This is a genomic window from Delftia sp. DS1230, from assembly GCF_040112715.1.
Taxonomy (GTDB): domain Bacteria; phylum Pseudomonadota; class Gammaproteobacteria; order Burkholderiales; family Burkholderiaceae_C; genus Comamonas; species Comamonas tsuruhatensis.
The window spans coordinates 280,962-296,805 of sequence record NZ_CP157763.1; the positions used below are offsets into that span (position 1 = coordinate 280,962).

16 protein-coding genes are annotated in these 15,844 nt (G+C 68.6%); 6 read left to right on the top strand and 10 right to left on the bottom strand.

The genetic code is table 11. The annotated features are described in order from the left end of the window. Positions 1–4: 4 nt before the first annotated feature. On the bottom strand, positions 5–898 hold the full coding sequence (locus AAN986_RS01225; protein WP_047218555.1) for a LysR family transcriptional regulator: 894 nt from the start codon (positions 896–898) through the stop codon (positions 5–7). Positions 899–1,037: 139 nt separating this feature from the next. Between AAN986_RS01225 and AAN986_RS01230 the strand changes: the two genes are divergently transcribed. Then, entirely contained in the window at positions 1,038–1,394 is a 357-nt protein-coding gene (locus AAN986_RS01230) for a zinc ribbon domain-containing protein YjdM (RefSeq protein ID WP_016448692.1), read from the top strand. Positions 1,395–1,396: 2 nt separating this feature from the next. Then, complete coding sequence (locus AAN986_RS01235; RefSeq protein WP_047218556.1) at positions 1,397–2,428, top strand: hypothetical protein; 1,032 nt, start codon at positions 1,397–1,399, stop codon at positions 2,426–2,428. Here AAN986_RS01235 and AAN986_RS01240 read toward each other — a convergent pair. Both AAN986_RS01240 and AAN986_RS01245 read right to left on the bottom strand, forming a co-directional pair. Next, the gene (locus tag AAN986_RS01240) at positions 2,425–3,060 is read right to left on the bottom strand and encodes a pseudouridine synthase (protein ID WP_047218557.1); all 636 of its coding nucleotides are present in this window, start codon (positions 3,058–3,060) and stop codon (positions 2,425–2,427) included. The two genes, AAN986_RS01235 and AAN986_RS01240, sit on opposite strands and share 4 nt — an antisense overlap. Positions 3,061–3,064: 4 nt before the next feature. Beyond that, positions 3,065–3,973, bottom strand: a complete 909-nt coding sequence (locus AAN986_RS01245; protein ID WP_012202182.1) for a LysR substrate-binding domain-containing protein — start codon at positions 3,971–3,973, stop codon at positions 3,065–3,067. A 76-nt stretch (positions 3,974–4,049) separates the two neighbouring features. Here AAN986_RS01245 and AAN986_RS01250 point away from each other — a divergent pair, with 76 nt between their 5' ends. The 3 genes from AAN986_RS01250 (at position 4,050) to AAN986_RS01260 (ending at position 6,422) form a co-directional block, all read left to right on the top strand. Further along, positions 4,050–4,523 (top strand): CidA/LrgA family protein, encoded by a 474-nt coding sequence (locus AAN986_RS01250; RefSeq protein WP_012202183.1) that lies wholly within the window; start codon positions 4,050–4,052, stop codon positions 4,521–4,523. Positions 4,524–4,528: 5 nt separating this feature from the next. Then, the gene (locus AAN986_RS01255; RefSeq protein ID WP_013800125.1) at positions 4,529–5,221 is read left to right on the top strand and encodes an LrgB family protein; all 693 of its coding nucleotides are present in this window, start codon (positions 4,529–4,531) and stop codon (positions 5,219–5,221) included. An 886-nt stretch (positions 5,222–6,107) separates the two neighbouring features. Further along, complete coding sequence (locus AAN986_RS01260; RefSeq protein ID WP_047218558.1) at positions 6,108–6,422, top strand: hypothetical protein; 315 nt, start codon at positions 6,108–6,110, stop codon at positions 6,420–6,422. A gap of 104 nt (positions 6,423–6,526) precedes the next feature. Here AAN986_RS01260 and AAN986_RS01265 read toward each other — a convergent pair whose 3' ends face one another. The 7 genes from AAN986_RS01265 to AAN986_RS01295 form a co-directional block, all read right to left on the bottom strand. After that, entirely contained in the window at positions 6,527–7,975 is a 1,449-nt protein-coding gene (locus AAN986_RS01265) for an aldehyde dehydrogenase family protein (protein WP_349335550.1), read from the bottom strand. Between the two features lie 36 nt (positions 7,976–8,011). Further along, the gene (locus AAN986_RS01270) at positions 8,012–9,349 is read right to left on the bottom strand and encodes an enolase C-terminal domain-like protein (RefSeq protein WP_034397726.1); all 1,338 of its coding nucleotides are present in this window, start codon (positions 9,347–9,349) and stop codon (positions 8,012–8,014) included. A gap of 45 nt (positions 9,350–9,394) precedes the next feature. Next, entirely contained in the window at positions 9,395–10,384 is a 990-nt protein-coding gene (locus AAN986_RS01275; RefSeq protein WP_047218560.1) for a 2-hydroxyacid dehydrogenase, read from the bottom strand. A gap of 120 nt (positions 10,385–10,504) precedes the next feature. Further along, the gene (locus AAN986_RS01280) at positions 10,505–11,464 is read right to left on the bottom strand and encodes a tripartite tricarboxylate transporter substrate binding protein (protein ID WP_047218561.1); all 960 of its coding nucleotides are present in this window, start codon (positions 11,462–11,464) and stop codon (positions 10,505–10,507) included. A gap of 58 nt (positions 11,465–11,522) precedes the next feature. Further along, a complete protein-coding gene (gene kdgD, locus AAN986_RS01285; RefSeq protein ID WP_016448682.1) occupies positions 11,523–12,434 on the bottom strand; it encodes a 5-dehydro-4-deoxyglucarate dehydratase in 912 nt (303 codons plus the stop codon). 46 nt (positions 12,435–12,480) lie between these two features. Further along, positions 12,481–13,458: a tripartite tricarboxylate transporter substrate binding protein gene (locus AAN986_RS01290; protein ID WP_047218562.1), complete on the bottom strand. Its 978-nt coding sequence runs from the start codon at positions 13,456–13,458 to the stop codon at positions 12,481–12,483. 185 nt (positions 13,459–13,643) lie between these two features. Next, the gene (locus AAN986_RS01295; RefSeq protein WP_227472514.1) at positions 13,644–14,420 is read right to left on the bottom strand and encodes a FadR/GntR family transcriptional regulator; all 777 of its coding nucleotides are present in this window, start codon (positions 14,418–14,420) and stop codon (positions 13,644–13,646) included. 99 nt (positions 14,421–14,519) lie between these two features. Here AAN986_RS01295 and AAN986_RS01300 point away from each other — a divergent pair, with 99 nt between their 5' ends. Beyond that, positions 14,520–15,836: a glucarate dehydratase family protein gene (locus tag AAN986_RS01300; RefSeq protein ID WP_047218563.1), complete on the top strand. Its 1,317-nt coding sequence runs from the start codon at positions 14,520–14,522 to the stop codon at positions 15,834–15,836. The last annotated feature ends 8 nt before the right edge of the window (positions 15,837–15,844 follow it).

The window sequence follows — 15,844 nt, forward strand, 5'->3', positions numbered from 1 at the left end:
GGCGTCAACAATCCTCGCCCATGGCGGCGGGCAGCTCCTCGGCCAGGAAGTCCACGAAGGCGCGCACCTTGGGCAGCAGGTGGCGCTGCGTGGGATAGACCGCGTAGACATGGCGGGCCTGCGCGGCCTGGTCCGCAAGGTCCAGTGCGACCAGCTGGCCTGCCGCAATCGCCGGCCGCGCCAGGAACGAGGGCAGGGCGCCAATGCCCAGGCCCGCCACCAGCAGGTCGCGCAGCATCAGGCTGTTGTTGACGTTGGCGCGCGCCTCGGACGGCGCCTGTGGGCTCTCGCCCGCTTCGCGGGGCGCATGCGCCAGGCTGTAGTTCAGCAGCGCATGGCCGCGCAGCCCGGCGGCACTGGCCGGGCGGCCATGCGCCTGCAGATAGGACGGGGCCGCGCACAGCATCTGCGACAGCGAGGCCAGGCGCCGCGCGATCAGCGAGGAGTCCGCCAGCTCCGCGCTCAGGCGGATGGACACATCGAAGCCCTGGCCCACCGCATCCACCAGCCGGTCTTCCATGGACAGGTCGATCTGCAGCTGCGGATGGCGCTGCATGAAGCGCGCCAGCAGCGGCGACAGCGTGCTCAGCGCAAACGACAGCGGCGCATTCACGCGCAGCCGGCCGGCCACCTGCTGCGACTGCGCGCGCACCGACTGCTCCAGCGCATCGAATTCATCGAGCAGGCGGCAGCACTCGGCATAGTAGGCCTGGCCCGTGTCGGTCAGGCTCATGCGGCGCGTGGTGCGCTGCAGCAGCACGGCGCCCAGATGGGCTTCGAGCGCGCGCAGCTGCTTGCTCAGCGCGGCCGAGGACAGCTCCAGCGCGTCGGCCGCCTTGGCGATGGAGCCCAGTTCTACGATGCGCCGGAAGGCGCGCAAGGGGGTCAGCGTATCCATGGGGAAAAAGCAAAGAGTGGCGCGCAGCGTAGCAGGCCGCTCGGGTTTGCCGGTGCATGCCTGCGGGGGCAGGGGCGACAATCGCCAGGTACGGCGCGCCCGCCGCGCCTCTTTGTCTTCACCGAATCTGTTCAATCCCATGCCCCAGACCACTCCCGCCTGCCCCCAGTGCGGCCTTGAAAACACCTATCCCGACGCCGCCAGCTACATCTGCCCCGACTGCGCCTTCGAATGGCCCATGCAGGCCGAAGAAGAGTCCGGCGAAGCCGCCGCTGGTGACGGCATCGTGCGCGACGCCAACGGCAATGCGCTGGCCGACGGCGATGCCGTGATCCTGGTGAAGGACCTCAAGGTCAAGGGCTCGTCCACCGTGCTCAAGAAGGGCAGCAAGATCAAGGGCATCCGCCTGGTCGATGGCGCCGACGGCCACAACGTGGACTGCAAGACCGAACTGGGCTCCATGCTGCTCAAGTCGGAGTTCCTCAAGAAGGCCTGAGCATGCTGGCGCTGTCGCTTGCGGTATCGGCGGTCCTCGGGCTGCTGGCGCTGTGGGTGTTTGCGCCCTTGTTCATTGCGCTGACCGCTGGCGCGGTGGTGGCCCTGCTGCTGCTGGCACTGGCCGGCCGTACGGGTCTCACGGGTCTCACGGGCCGCACCGCGCGCACCCTGCCCGTGGCGGGCTGGTGGGCCGTTGCGCTGTGCGCCGGCGCGGCCTGCGTGGCCATGCTGGTGCTGCTGCCCGACCGGCTCGATGGCGCGCCCTTCCTCGCCTTCGGCATGGGCCTGCTGGCGGCCACCTGCGCGGGGGCGCTGGTCTGGTTGACGGGCTGGCTGATCGCCGGGCGGCAGCCTGTGCCGGTGTCATGGTGGACCGGATCGGCCCTGGCCGGCCTGGGCGCCTTCCTCGCCCTGCTGCTGGGCGGCCCCGACACGGCGGGCTGGATGGCCTGGCGCGACCAGCTGCGCGGCTACGAGGCCGTGCCACTGCGCATCACGCTGGCCGAAGCGCCCACGGCGCAGCGCGAGCAGGCCCTGGCCGAACTGCTGCAGCCCTTGCTGGAGCAGGGCAGCCGTGCCGTCCGCCATCGCCAGTCCACGCGCTTCGGCAACTCGGTAGAGCATGCCGTGGTGCCCGCCCGCTGGCGCATCGAGGGCACTCTGCTGGAGGTCATGCTGGCCGAGAAGCCACCCGCGCCCCTGCTCAGCGCCCATGTCGCTTTGCTGGAGCAGTTCGCCGCCAGCGGCCCCGCCCAGGCGGGCCAGGCACCGTCCTGGCTGATGCTGGCCAGCGCCCAATGCCTGCCGCCGCCGCGCCTGCGCGAGCTGTCGCGCCTGCTGGGCCAGGGCAGCGAGCTGCTGGCCCGCGCGCGGCGCTGCACGCAGCAGCGCTCGGCGCAATTGCAGCGCCTGTGGCCGCTGCTGGCCGGCAGTGTGGAGCGTGTGGAGGTGGGCGAGGCGCGGCGCTTTCATCCGTGGCTCGGCCTGCAGGGCTGGCAGGCTGTGGCACCTACCGACAATCCGGAGCCTTAGGCGGGCTCCACGTCCTTCCACTGGCCGGGCTCCAGGCCGTCCAGCGTGTAGGGCCCGATGGCTGCGCGCACCAGCCGCAGTGTGGGGTGGCCAATGGCCGCCGTCATGCGGCGCACCTGGCGGTTGCGGCCTTCGCGGATGACCAGTTCGATCCAGCAGTCGGGAATGTTCTGGCGCACGCGGATGGGCGGGTCGCGCTGCCACAGCACGGGCGGCGGCTCCAGCCGGCGCGCCTGCGCGGGCAGCGTCATGCCGTCGTTGAGCTGCACGCCCTGGCGCAGGGCCTGCAGCGCGGTCTCGTCGGGCAGGCCCTCGACCTGTACCCAGTAGGTCTTCTCCATCTTGAAGCGCGGATCGGCGATGCGCGCCTGCAGCGGGCCGTCATTGGTCAGCAGCAGCAGTCCTTCGCTGTCGGCGTCGAGACGGCCTGCCGCATGCACGCCCGGCACGTCGATGTATTCCTTGAGGCCACGCCAGCGGCCCTCGGGGGTGAACTGGCTGAGTACGCCGTAGGGCTTGTTGAAGCACAGCAGGCGTGAGGGGCCGGTGTCGGGCCGGTCGGCGAAGGCGGTCTGCGGGCGCCGGGATGGGCCCGCAAAAGAGCGCGAAGGAGGGCGTTTTCTGGGTTGCATGGACTCAGCGATTGTCGTCGGGATAGACCGCACGCACGCACTCCAGCCAGGCCCTCGCCGCGCGTGACAGATAGCCGCTGCGCCACAGCTGCACCACGTCCCAGTGCAGTTCAGGCCCCACCAGCGGGCGGCTGGACACGCGCCGGGGGTCGAACCGCGCGATCACGTGCTCGAACATCACGGCCACGCCCACGCCTTCTGCCACCAGGTCGCCGATGAAGTCCCAGTAGCGCGTCTGCAGCCGCACCTGTGGGCTGAAGCCTGCCGCCGCGCAATGCTCCAGCACGGCCTGGTGCAGGGCGAAGTCCGAGGTATAGAACACAAAGGGCCGCCGGGCCAGCTCGCTCCAGTGCACGGGGGCGTCCGGGTCGGGCACCTCGTGCGCGGCAAAGGCCACGCGTGTCTTCTGGTGGGCGATGGTGCAGTACTCCAGGCCCTCTCCGGCCAGGTCGCCACCCGCCTCGCCCGCGCCGTGCAGGCCCAGCGCCATGTCCAGCTTGCCGTCCAGCAGCAGCTGGCGCTGGGCGCGTGCGCCCTGCTCCTGCACATGCAGTTCCACACCCGGATGCAGTTGCTGAAAGCGCGCGATCACGGGCGCCATATAGTGCCCGGCCGTGGGCATGATGCCCACGCTCAGGCTGCCGCGCGCAATGCCGTCCACCTCGGCCACCTCCTGCAGCAGCTGGCGTGACTGCTCCAGCACCTGCAGGCCGCGCGCATGGACCACCTGGCCTGCGTCGGTCAGTTGCACACCGCGCCCCTCGCGCAGCAGCAGCGGGCCGCCCAGCTCCTCCTCCAGCGCCCGCACCATCTTGCTGATGGTGGGCTGGGTCACATGCAGCGCCTCGGCCGCACGCGTGAAGCTGTTGCAGCGCACCACCTCGACAAAGTAGCGCAGCGCGCGCAGGTCCATGAGGATTCCTTTTGTGCATGGGAAAAATGGAGATTATTCATTTTACGAATCTGAGTGCAAACCCTAGGATTGCCCCATGTCAAAGATTTCCGCCATGCCCGTTCTGCGGCCGCAGGTGTTTCAGGGTCTGCTGCACCGCTGCTGGCCGCTGCTGCGCGGCGTGCTGCAGGTGGGGCTGCTCAGTGCGCTGTGGGTGGCCATGGAGGCCGTGCGCGCCCATTTCGGCTGGGGCATGCCGGCTGGGCTGATCGGCTTCGCGCTGCTGGCCACGGGCCTGTTCAGCGGGCTGGTCAAGGCGCGCTGGCTGCAGGGCGGCACCAACTGGCTGCTGGCCGAGATGCTGCTGTTCTTCGTGCCCGCCATGCTGGTCGTCACCGAATACACCGACCTGATCCAGCACCAGGGCCTGCGCATCCTGGGCGTCATCGTGGCCAGCACGGCCTGCGTGATGGCCGCCACGGCGCTGGCCGTGGACCGCGTCTACCGGCTGGAGCTGTGGCTGGCCCGGCGCCGCTCCACGCGCGCCGGGCTGCACAGGGAGCAGGAATGAACGCCATGTCCGACCAGGCCATAGGTCTGCTGTCGCTGCTGGCCACGCTGGCCTGCTATGCGGCCAACAAGCGCGTGTACCGCCGCCATCCGCATCCGCTGCTCATGCCCATCGTCGCCACGCCCATGGTGCTGATCGCGCTGGCGCTGCTGACCCATGTGCGCTACCCGCAGTACATCGCCCAGACGCACTGGCTGGTCTGGCTGCTGGGCCCCACCACGGTGGCCTTTGCGCTGCCCCTGCACGAAAACCGCCACTTGCTGCGCAAGCACTGGATGTCGATCGCCACCGGCGTGCTCGTGGCCAGTGGCGTGTCCATTGCCACCACCATCTGGTTCGCACAGGCCTTCGGACTGCCCGTGGACCTGCAAAAGGGCCTGGCCGTGCGCTCGGTGACCACCCCCTTCGCCATCGAGGCCGAGCGCGTGCTGGGCGGGCCCACCGACCTGGCCGCGCTGTTCGTGCTGCTCACGGGCGTCAGCGGCATGCTCATGGGCGAGACCATCCTGCGGCTGCTGCCGCACGTGCGCAGCAAGCTGGCTGCGGGCGCCATTCTGGGTGGTGCCGCGCATGGCAGCGGGGTGGCGAAGGCGCGGCAGTTTGGGGATGTGCAGGCGGTGGTTGCTTCGTTGGTGATGATGATTGCGGGGGCGTTGAATGTGGTGGTGGCGCCTTGGGTGAGGGTGCTGTTTTTCTGAAGTGATGCGGGAGCTACTATCCGTGACCGGGGTTTGATGGCTGGGGTTTTTGGGGACCCGGCTGTCTTTGGGTTTGGGGCGGGATGGGGCTACCCGTGAGGGCGTCCGCATGCCTTGCACATGTTCTTAACTCCCGCCCACCTTGTTTGTGCCTCGATTGCTTTTGGCTTAGGTGCAATCTTTTGCCCCTGCCGGGTGGTTGTTTTTCGAGGCCGGGTCTCGGCCCGGCAGCCGACTGCCCTTTCTTGATTCGCCAAGAAAGGTCAGATCAAAGAAGGCGACCCGGATGTCCGCGACCCCTTCGCTGCGCTGCGGGGCCACCTGCGCCGTGGCGGTTGCGGGGTTCGCCGTGAAACTCACTTCGCTCTGCGAGCTACGTTCAAACAATCACGGCGAGTCAGATGACGAAGCAGTCCTGTCCTGCGGCAGGACTGCAACCCCGCAACCACCACGGCGCAGGCGCGGACATACGGGGAGTGGGTGCGGGCCTTCGCTGCGCTCGGCCTGGAGTGCTGGGGCGCTTGCCATCTTGAAAGCCTCTATCATCGCGGCAGCCCCCTGTTCCGGGGCCGGTGCGTAAGAACATCCAAAACGAAGCGGTGCGGCCTCGCCGTCAAGGAGGCCTTGTCACGTCTGATTTCCGGAGCGTGGGCGCAAGCCTGCGTTCCTGCGGTTACGGACGGGATGGGGCTACCCGCAAGGGCGTCCGCACGGCTTCGTTCGTGTTCTTAACATCCCGTCCACCTGTCTGTGCGTAAGAACACGGGCCGGTGGTTTTTGTTCTCACGAAGGAGTACGAAACCATGCACGGCATTTCTTCTTTTGCATTTCCCTCTGCCACCCGAGCGCCTCACTCTCGCGCATCTGCCGTGGGAAGGGTGGCGCCATGAGTACCGCTTCCACAACCCTGACCCAGCCCAGCCCGCAGCAGTTGAGCCATGCCGTGACCGAGATCGGCCGGCTGACGCTGCAGGGCAGCAGCGAGGTGTACTCGCTGGGCCAGCTGGCGCTGGCCTGGCTGGAGCGGCCCGAGGGCTACCGCAATCTGGAGGTGGTGGCCAATGCGCTGCAGGCCATTTGCGGGGCTGCGCAGCGGATGGAGGAACTGGTGGAGGACGAGGTCAACCACGTGCATTGCCTGCAGGAAGACCCGGCGTATCTGCGGCGGATAGCGGCTGCTGCGGTGGCGTTCCAGCGCTGATTCGCTGGTCCGCTTGCCAGGGCGCCCCGGGCTGCTGACACCCGGAATCCGCCCAATGAAAAAGCACCTCGAAAGGTGCTTTTTTCTCGTCAGCCGGATGCTGTTCAGGCCAGCGTGTAGGCGGTCTTCACCGTCGTATAGAACTCCTGCGCATAGCGGCCCTGTTCGCGCGGGCCGTAGCTGCTGCCCTTGCGGCCGCCGAAGGGCACGTGGTAGTCCACGCCGGCCGTGGGCAGGTTGACCATGACCATGCCGGCCTGGCTGTGGCGCTTGAAGTGGGTGGCGTGCTTGAGGCTGGTGGTGGCAATGCCTGCGGCCAGGCCAAAGGGCGTGTCGTTGGCCACGGCCAGGGCTTCTTCATAGTCCTTGACGCGGATGACGCTGGCCACGGGGCCGAAGACTTCCTCGCGGTTGATGCGCATGGCGGCCTGGGTGTCCACGAACAGGGTGGGCGCCATGTAGTAGCCCTTGTTGCCGCTGCCGGTGTGGCAGGCGGCGGCTGCGCCGCCCGCAGCCAGCACGGCGCCTTCGGCCTTGGCGATTTCCACGTAGCTCAGGTCCTGCTCCAGCTGGGCCTGGCTGACCACGGGGCCCATGTCGGTGCCTGCGGCGCGGGCGTCGCCCACCTTGATCCTGGCCATGCGGGCCTGCAGGGCCTCGATGAAGGCGGGGTAGATCCTGTCGGTGACGATGAGGCGGCTCGATGCCGTGCAGCGCTGGCCCGTGGAGTAGAAGCCGCTTTGCGCGGACAGCTCCACGGCCTGGGTGAGGTCGGCGTCGTCCAGCACGATCTGCGGGTTCTTGCCGCCCATCTCCAGCTGCACCTTCTTGCCGCTTTCCACGCAGGCGCGGGCAATGCCGCGGCCCACGCCGACGGAGCCGGTGAAGCTGATGGCGGCCACGTCGCTGTGGCGCACCAGGGCATCACCGATGACGCGGCCCGGGCCCATGATGAGGTTGAACACGCCGGCCGGAATGCCCGAGCGGTGAATGATGTCGGCCAGCGCCCAGGCGCTGCCGGGCACGAGGTCGGCAGGCTTCAGGACCACGCAGTTGCCGAAGGCCAGGGCCGGGGCGATCTTCCAGGCGGGAATGGCGATGGGGAAGTTCCACGGCGTGATCAGGCCCACCACGCCGACGGGCTCGCGCGTGATTTCCACGCCGATGCCGGGGCGCACGGAGGGCAGGGTTTCGCCGGCCAGGCGCAGGCATTCACCCGCGAAGAACTTGAAGATCTGGCCTGCGCGGCCGACTTCGCCAATGGCTTCGGGGCGGGTCTTGCCTTCCTCGCGCGCCAGCAGGTCGCCCAGCTCTTCCTTGCGGGCCAGGATTTCGTTGCCGATCCTGTCCAGGGCGTCGTGGCGGGCCTGGATGCCCGAGGTGCTCCAGGCGGGAAAGGCCGCGGCCGCCGCGGCGATGGCGGCTTCCACATCGGCGGCATTGCCCTGGGCGTACTCGCCGATCACATCGGACAGGTCGCTGGGGTTGGTGTTGGCGCTGTAGCCGTCGGCGGCCTTCCATTGGCCGTTGATGAGGTTGTCGTAGCGGGACATGAGGTGCTCCGGGAAAGGGGTAACGGAAGGAAGGGGTCAGCGGACCATGCAGGGGCGCTTGTTGTCGAAGGTCCAGCCCGGGATCAGGTACTGCATGGCCATGGCGTCATTGCGGGCGCCCAGGCCGTGCTCCAGGTACAGGGCGTTGGCGCGCTGCAGCGCGGCGCGGTCCACGGTGACGCCCAGGCCCGGGGTCTTGGGCACTTCGACGAAGCCGCCCTTGATCTGCAGCGGGTTCTGGGTGAGGTACTGGCCGTCCTGCCAGATCCAGTGCGTGTCGATGGCCGTGACCTTGCCGGGCACGGCGGCGGCCACGTGGGTGAACATGGCCAGCGAGATGTCGAAGTGGTTGTTGGAGTGCGAGCCCCAGGTCAGGCCCCAGTCGCGGCAGGTCTGGCCCACGCGCACGGAGCCGGCCATGGTCCAGAAATGCGGGTCGGCCAGCGGGATGTCCACGGACTGCAGCGACAGCGCATGCACCATCTGGCGCCAGTCGGTGGCGATCATGTTGGTGGCCGTGGGCAGGCCGGTGGCGCGGCGGAATTCGGCCATGACTTCGCGGCCCGAGAAGCCGTTCTCGGCGCCGCAGGGGTCTTCGGCATAGGCGAGCACGCCGTGCATGTCGCGCATGAGGCGGATGGCGTCCTTGAGCAGCCAGCCGCCGTTGGGGTCCAGCGTGACGCGCGCCTGCGGGAAGCGCCTGGCCAGCGCGGTGACGGCCTCCACTTCCTGCTCGCCGGCCAGCACGCCGCCCTTGAGCTTGAAGTCGTTGAAGCCGTAGCGCGCGTGCGCCGCCTCGGCCTGGCGCACGATGGCGGCCGGGTCCATGGCGGTCATGTGGCGCACCTGCGTCCAGTCGTCGCTGCCGCTTTGGTCTTCGCCGGGCTGGACGTAGGGCAGGTCGGTCCTGTCGGTGGGGCCGGTGAAGAACAGGTAGCCCAGCATCTCCACGCGGTCGCGCTGCTGGCCTTCGCCCAGCAGGGCCGCCACGGGCACGCCCAGGTGCTGGCCCAGCAGGTCCAGCAGGGCCGACTCCACGGCGGTGACGGCATGCACGGCAATGCGCAGATCGAAGGTCTGCAGGCCGCGCCCGCCCGTGTCGCGGCCGGCCAGGGCCTGCTGCAGGTTCTGCAGCAGCTTGAGGTGGTTGCCCACGGACTGGCCGATGAGCAGGGCCTTGCTGTCCTCCAGCGCCTGGCGTATGCCTTCGCCGCCAGGCACCTCGCCCACACCGGTGTGGCCCGCGCTGTCGTGCACGAGCACGATGTTGCGCGTGAAGTAGGGCGCATGCGCGCCGCTGAGGTTCATGAGCATGCCGTCGCGGCCGGCGACGGGAATGACTTCGATCTCGGTGATGGTCGGGGTGGAGGACATGGCGTGCTCTTGGATCGTTTGGATCGGTCTCTGGGAAAAAAAGGGCTATGCGGTGGTGGCGGTGGCCGGCTGCTGCGCGGCCGACCAGGGCACTTCGGCCTCGGGCCGGCCCATGGCGATGAACTGCGCCAGGTTGCGCAGCACGAGGTCGGCCATGGCGCGGCGGGTTTCGTGCGTGCCGCTGGCGATGTGGGGCGCAAGCACCACGTTGTCCTGCGACAGCAGCTCGGCATGGGGGCGTGGCTCGTCCTCGAACACATCCAGGCCCGCGCCTGCGATGCGGCCCTGCTGCAGGGCCTGGACCAGTGCGGCCTCGTCGACCACGCTGCCGCGCGCCACGTTGATCAGAAAGCCCTGCGGGCCCAGCGCGTCCAGCACCTCGGCGTTGACCAGGTGCTGCGTGCCGTCGCCGCCTGCGGCCGTGATGACGAGGAAGTCGGCCCAGCGCGCCAGCTCCAGCAGCGAGGGCTGGTAGAGGTGGGGCGATCCCTCGACCGGGCGGCGGTTGTGGTAGGCCACCTCCATGTCGAAGCCGGCCGCGCGGCGCGCCACGGTGGAGCCGATGCGGCCCATGCCGAAGATGCCCAGGCGCTTGCCGCTGGCACGCGTGCGGATGCCGAAGCGGCCCTGGCTCCAGTCGCCCCGGCGCACGAAGCGGTCGGACTCGCTCAGGCCACGCGCGGCGTCCAGCAGCAGGGCGAAGGCCATGTCGGCCACGCAGTCGTCCAGCACGCCGGGCGTGTAGCCCACGCGGACGCCCTGGCGCAGCAGGGACTCGCGGTCCAGCGCGTCAAAGCCCACGCCGAAACTGCTCACGAAGCGCAGCCTGGGCAGGGCCTGCACCACGCTCGCGGGCACGCCCATGGCGGCCGAGGTGACCAGGTATTCGAACTGCGCGCCGTGCTCGGCGAGAAAGCGCTCGCGGTCGGGCTGCTCGGACAGCAGCGTCACCTCATAGGCCTGGGCCAGCTCGGCATCGAGCTGGGGCAGCGGCATCTTGCCGAACTGGAGAACGCGTGGACGGGAGGTCGCCATGCCTTGGAATCCTTGGAACTTGCAGGGGCTGGAAGCCCCAGTGAAAAGGGCCTGCGGTGCGCAGGCCAGCGGGCAAAGGCCGGCGGGCAAAGGCCCCGGGGCCGGCCCGTTGTTTCCAGCTCAATCAGCGGTGATCTTTCTTGTCTGGATGAGCTGCCTCCAGCGCTCCGATTCCTGGGCCTGGTAGCGCGTGAATTCCTCGGGCGTGTTGCCCACGATCTCCAGGCCCTGCTCCACGAAGCGCTTGCGGATGTCGGGCTGCTGCACGGAGGCGATGGCGGCCTTGGCCAGCTTGGCCTTCACATCGGCGGGCAGGCCCTTGGGTGCGGCCAGGCCTTGCCAGGAATAGACCTCGGCGCCCTTGACGCCGGCCTCGGCCAGCGTGGGCACATCGGGCAGCACGGGCGAGCGCTGGCTGCCGGTCACGGCGATCGCATGCAGCTTGCCGCTGCGCAGATGGGGCAGCACGGCGTTGACGTTCTGGAACGAAAAGTCCACCTGGCCGCCGATCAGGTCGGTGATGGCCGGGGCGCCGCCCTTGTAGGGAACGTGCATGCCTTCGGTGCCGCTTTGCTGCCAGAACAGCTCGGCCGACAGATGGTCCGAGGAGCCGTTGCCCGAGCTCGCGAAACTGATCTTGCCGGGGTTGGCCTTGAGCGCGGCGATGACTTCGGCCACGGTGCGGGCCTTCTGCGCGGGGCTGGCCACGAGCACGTTGGGTGCCTGCACGGGGATGGTGATGTAGTCGAAGTCCTTGCCTGCGTCATAGGGCACGTTCTTGACCAGGTGCGGCGTGACCACGAAGGGGCCCAGCGAGGCCACCAGCAGGGTGTAGCCATCGGCCGGTGCGCGCTTGACGGCGCCTGCGCCGATGGTGCCCGTGGCGCCGGGGCGGTTTTCCACCACGAAGGGCTTGCCCAGCTGTTCGCCCATGCTCAGGGCCATGGCGCGCGCCACGGTGTCGGTGGAGCCTCCGGCCGGGAAGGGCACGATGATGTTGACGGCCTTGTCCGGAAAGCTGCCGGCCGCCTGCGCCGTGAGGGCCAGTGCGGCACCCAGCGCGATCAGAATCTTTTTCATGTTCTTGTCTCCTGGGGGGCGCAAGGGCCGGACTGGCCCCTGCGCCCGGTCTTGTGGCTTATTGGGGGCCGAGCTTGTCGATCAGGGCCTTGAGCTCTTCCAGCTCGGAGGGCTTGAGGTCCGTCAGCGGGGCGCGCACGGGGCCGGCGTCGTGGCCCACCAGCTTGGCGCCGGCCTTGATGATGCTCACGCCGTAGCCTTCGACGCGGTTGCGGATCTTCAGATAGGGCATGAAGAATTCCTTGAGCAGCTTGTGCTGCGTGGCCATGTCGTCGGTGCGCACGGCTTCGTAGAACGCCATCGCCGTCCTGGGGATGAAGTTGAAGACGGCCGAGGAGTACACCGGCGTGCCCAGGGCCTTGTAGGCGGCCGCATAGACCTCGGCCGTGGGCAGGCCGCCCAGGTAGGCGAAGCGGTCGCCCATCGTCATGAAGATGGAGGACATGGTCTCGATGTTGCCCATGCCGTCCTTGAAGCCCACCAGGTTGGGGCAGCGCTCGGCCAGGATGGCCAGCGATTCGGGCGTGAAGCGGGTGCGGTCGCGGTTGTAGACGATGACGCCGAACTTCACGCTCTTGCAGACCTGCTCCACATGGGCGATCAGGCCTTCCTGGCCGGCTTCGGTCAGGTAGTGGGGCAGCAGCAGGACGCCGTGGGCGCCCAGGCGCTCGGCCTCCTGGGCGTGTGCGATGGCCGTGCGCGTGGGGCCGCCGGCGCCCGCGATGATGGGCACCTTGCCGCGGCAGGTGTCCACGGCGGTCTTGATGATCTGGCCGTATTCCTCGCCGTACAGCGAGAAGTACTCGCCCGTGCCGCCGGCCGCGAACAGCGCGCTGGCGCCGTAGGGGGCCAGCCATTCGAGGCGGGCCGCATAGCCCTTGGCATTGAAGTTGCCGTTGCTGTCGAAGTCCGTCACGGGAAAGGACAGCAGGCCGGAACTCATCACGTCTTTGAGGTCTTGGGGGGTCATGGTGCTCTCGGGAACAAGGGTGGGGAAGAAAGAAAAAAGGGTGGAATCAGTCGAGCTTCAAACCGGCTGTCTGAACCACTTTTTGCCAGCGCTGGCGCTCGGTGGCCAGGAAGCGCGCGGTCTCGGCGGGGTTCATGGTCACGACCTCGGCGCCCTGGCCCGTGAGGCGGGCGCGCACCTCGGGCGAGCGGATGGCGGTGATCAGGGCCTCATGCAGGCGCTGGACCACGGCCTCGGGCGTCTTGGCCGGAACGACCACGCCTTGCCAGGTGCCGGTCTCGAAGCCGGGCACGCCCTGCTCGGCGATGGTGGGCACGTTGGCGGCCAACGGCATGCGCGTGCCCTTGGACAGGCCCAGCAGCTTGAGCTTGCCGCTTTGCACATGGGGGTAGGTGGCCAGCATGCCGTTCATCAGCACCTGGGTCTGGCCTGCCACCGTGTCCTGGATGGACTGCACGCCGCCCTTGTAGGGCACGTATTCCCAGCGGGCGCCCGTGGCGCGCGCCAGTTCCACGCCGGCCAGGTGCGGGGCGCTGCCCGTGGCAGTGACGGCAAAGCTCAGGTCTTCCTTCTTGGACAGGGCCACCAGCTCCTGCAGGTTGTTGGCCGGCACCGAGGGATGGACCACCAGCAGGTGCGGCGAGTAGGCCAGCATGGTCGCGCCGCGCAGGTCCCGGGACAGGTCGAAGGACAGCTTGGTGTAGAGCGAGGGCGAGATGGCCAGCGCACCCAGGTCGCACAGCATCAGCGTGTGGCCGTCGGGCTGGGCCTTGGCCACCATGTCGGCGCCCAGGTTGCCGTTGGCGCCAGGCTTGTTCTCGATGACCACGGGCTGCTTGAGTTCCGCCGACAGCAGCGGGCCGATGGCGCGCGCAATGATGTCCGAGCTGCCGCCCGGCGGGTAGGGCACCACCAGGCGCAGCGGCCGCGTGGGCCAGTTGCTCTGGGCCAGCGCGCCGGCGCCGGTGGCCACGAGGGCGGTGGCGCCAGCGGCGCGCAGGAATTGCTTTCGGCTCAGGGTCATGCTTTTGTCTCCGGGTTTTATGTTGTCAGTTGTCGTACAACTGGAGCGAATTTTCAACCGAGACATGCATGCCGTGATAAAGGGTTTTCCCTTGGTTGTCTGAATTCCTGTGCCGGCGCCATCGGTCCCGCAGGGCGCAGGGCGGTCCAGGATGCCCAGAAGGCGTCAGAAGGCGTCAGAAGGCGTCAGGCGGCGCTGGTCTTTTGCGCCAGGCGCAGGCGTTCGCGGCTGTTGGTCAGGTGGATGCGCATGGCCGCGCGGGCCGAGTCGGCGTCCTGGCGCTCGATGGCGGCGAGGATTTCCTCATGCTCGCGGTTGACGCGGCGCAGGTAGTCGGGGTCGCGCTGGGGCTGGTGGATGGAGGCGATGCGCGTGCGCGGAATCAGCTGGGCGCCGAAGTGGCGCAGGATGTCGCCGAAGTAGCGGTTGCCCGTGGCCTCGGCGATCTGGGTGTGGAAGGCCAGGTCATGGGCCACCGTGTCCTCGCCGCGCGCAAAGGCGATCTCGAAGGCCTGCAGCGCCGTGCGTATGCCCTGCAGCTGCTCGGGGCTGCGGCGCAGCGCGGCCAGGCCGGCGCTTTCGGTCTCCAGGCTGATGCGCAGCTCCAGCACGGCCATCACGTCCACGGCGGCCGTCAGCTCGTCGGCATTGAGCATCAGCGTGGACGCGGGCTGGGCGGCGCGCACGAAGGTGCCTATGCCATGGCGCGTCTCCACCAGGCCCGAGGCCTGCAGGCGCGACAGCGCCTCGCGCACCACGGTGCGGCTGACTTCGTAGGTCTGCACCAGCGACGATTCCGTGGGCAGCTTCTCGCCTTCGGCCAGCAGGCCGTTGCGGATCTTGCTCGCGAACTCGTCGAACAGCAGGGCGGCCAGATTGCGGCCGCTGCGACCGGACTTTCCTCGCAGGGGAAGCTCGATCGTTGGGGGTGATGCGGGAAATCCCTTTGCCGAACTTTCCATGGTGCTGATCATAATCGCTCCAAGTTGTACGACAACGTATCACAAGACGTCAACGCTTTCGCAGATTTTTCCGATTTTCCTACCCCGTCCGCAGTCCAGATGAGCACCTCCCAAGCGACCCACGCGATCCGCCACGTCCGCATCACGCCCATTGCCTTCCGTGATCCGCCGCTGCTCAATGCGGCCGGCATCCACGAGCCCTGGGCGCTGCGTTCCATCATCGAGATCGAGACGGCATCGGGCCTGGTCGGCATCAACGAAAGCTACGGTGACCAGCCCATGCTCGATGCGCTGGCCAAGGCCGCGCCCGCGCTGGTGGGGCTGTCGCCCTGGGCGCTCAACGAGATGGAGGCCCGCGTCGCGGCCCTGGTGGCGCCGCCTGCGCTGACGGCCTCCGAATTCCTGGGCCAGCAGGTGTCGCTGGCGCCGGGCACGCATGTGTCCAAGACGGTGGCCAAGGTGGTCAGCGCCTTCGAGGTCGCCATGCTGGACCTGCAGGGCCAGATGGCGGGCGCCCCCATCGTGGACCTGCTGGGCGGCGCGGCGCGCGACAGCGTGCCTTTCTCGGCCTACCTGTTCTACAAGTATGCCGAGCACATCGACAGGCCCTATGGACCAGATTCTTCTCCCGACGCCTGGGGCGAGGCCCTGGCGCCGCAGCAGCTGGTGGAGCAGGCGCGGCGCATGATTGCGCAGTACGGCTTCCAGAGCATCAAGCTCAAGGCCGGCGCGCTGCCGCCCGAGCAGGAGGCGGCCGGTATCCTGGCGCTGGCCGATGCCTTTCCGGGCACGCCGCTGCGCATCGATCCCAATGGCAACTGGACGGTGGAGACCAGCCTGAAGATCGTGCAGCAGCTGCAGGGCGTGCTCGAGTACTACGAGGACCCGGCGCCCGGCCTGGACGGCATGGCCGCCGTGGCACGCGAGTGCGATGTGCCGCTGGCCACCAACATGGTGGTGACGGACTTTGCCGAGTTCCGCCGCAACGCCGAGATGGGCTGCCCCGTGAAGATCGTGCTCAGCGACCACCACTACTGGGGCGGGCTGCGCGCCACGCAGCGCCTGTCCACGCTGTGTCGCACCTTCGACCTGGGCCTGTCCATGCACAGCAACTCGCACCTGGGCGTGAGCCTGGTGGCCATGACGCACCTGTGCGCCAGCGTGCCCCTGCTGACCTATGCCTGCGACACGCATTACCCCTGGCAGGACGAGGAAGTCGTCGAGGGCGGCCGGCTGCAGTTCGAGCAGGGCAGCCTGCGCGTGCCCACGGCGCCCGGCCTGGGTGTGCGGCTGGACCGCGAGGCACTGGCCCGCCTGCACGACAACTACCTGCACTGCGGCATCCGCAACCGCGACGACCTGGGGCAGATGCGCAAGTACGACCCCGCGTTCACCGGCCACCAGCCGCGCTTCTGAACCCGCTT

Bases quoted from the DNA above. Each gene is read 5' to 3' on its own strand.
- AAN986_RS01225 (WP_047218555.1), bottom strand. From the start codon at position 898: ATGGATACGCTGACCCCCTTGCGCGCCTTCCGGCGCATCGTAGAACTG.
- AAN986_RS01230 (WP_016448692.1), top strand. From the start codon at position 1,038: ATGCCCCAGACCACTCCCGCCTGCCCCCAGTGCGGCCTTGAAAACACC.
- AAN986_RS01235 (WP_047218556.1), top strand. From the start codon at position 1,397: ATGCTGGCGCTGTCGCTTGCGGTATCGGCGGTCCTCGGGCTGCTGGCG.
- AAN986_RS01240 (WP_047218557.1), bottom strand. From the start codon at position 3,060: ATGCAACCCAGAAAACGCCCTCCTTCGCGCTCTTTTGCGGGCCCATCC.
- AAN986_RS01245 (WP_012202182.1), bottom strand. From the start codon at position 3,973: ATGGACCTGCGCGCGCTGCGCTACTTTGTCGAGGTGGTGCGCTGCAAC.
- AAN986_RS01250 (WP_012202183.1), top strand. From the start codon at position 4,050: ATGTCAAAGATTTCCGCCATGCCCGTTCTGCGGCCGCAGGTGTTTCAG.
- AAN986_RS01255 (WP_013800125.1), top strand. From the start codon at position 4,529: ATGTCCGACCAGGCCATAGGTCTGCTGTCGCTGCTGGCCACGCTGGCC.
- AAN986_RS01260 (WP_047218558.1), top strand. From the start codon at position 6,108: ATGAGTACCGCTTCCACAACCCTGACCCAGCCCAGCCCGCAGCAGTTG.
- AAN986_RS01265 (WP_349335550.1), bottom strand. From the start codon at position 7,975: ATGTCCCGCTACGACAACCTCATCAACGGCCAATGGAAGGCCGCCGAC.
- AAN986_RS01270 (WP_034397726.1), bottom strand. From the start codon at position 9,349: ATGTCCTCCACCCCGACCATCACCGAGATCGAAGTCATTCCCGTCGCC.
- AAN986_RS01275 (WP_047218560.1), bottom strand. From the start codon at position 10,384: ATGGCGACCTCCCGTCCACGCGTTCTCCAGTTCGGCAAGATGCCGCTG.
- AAN986_RS01280 (WP_047218561.1), bottom strand. From the start codon at position 11,464: ATGAAAAAGATTCTGATCGCGCTGGGTGCCGCACTGGCCCTCACGGCG.
- kdgD (WP_016448682.1), bottom strand. From the start codon at position 12,434: ATGACCCCCCAAGACCTCAAAGACGTGATGAGTTCCGGCCTGCTGTCC.
- AAN986_RS01290 (WP_047218562.1), bottom strand. From the start codon at position 13,458: ATGACCCTGAGCCGAAAGCAATTCCTGCGCGCCGCTGGCGCCACCGCC.
- AAN986_RS01295 (WP_227472514.1), bottom strand. From the start codon at position 14,420: ATGGAAAGTTCGGCAAAGGGATTTCCCGCATCACCCCCAACGATCGAG.
- AAN986_RS01300 (WP_047218563.1), top strand. From the start codon at position 14,520: ATGAGCACCTCCCAAGCGACCCACGCGATCCGCCACGTCCGCATCACG.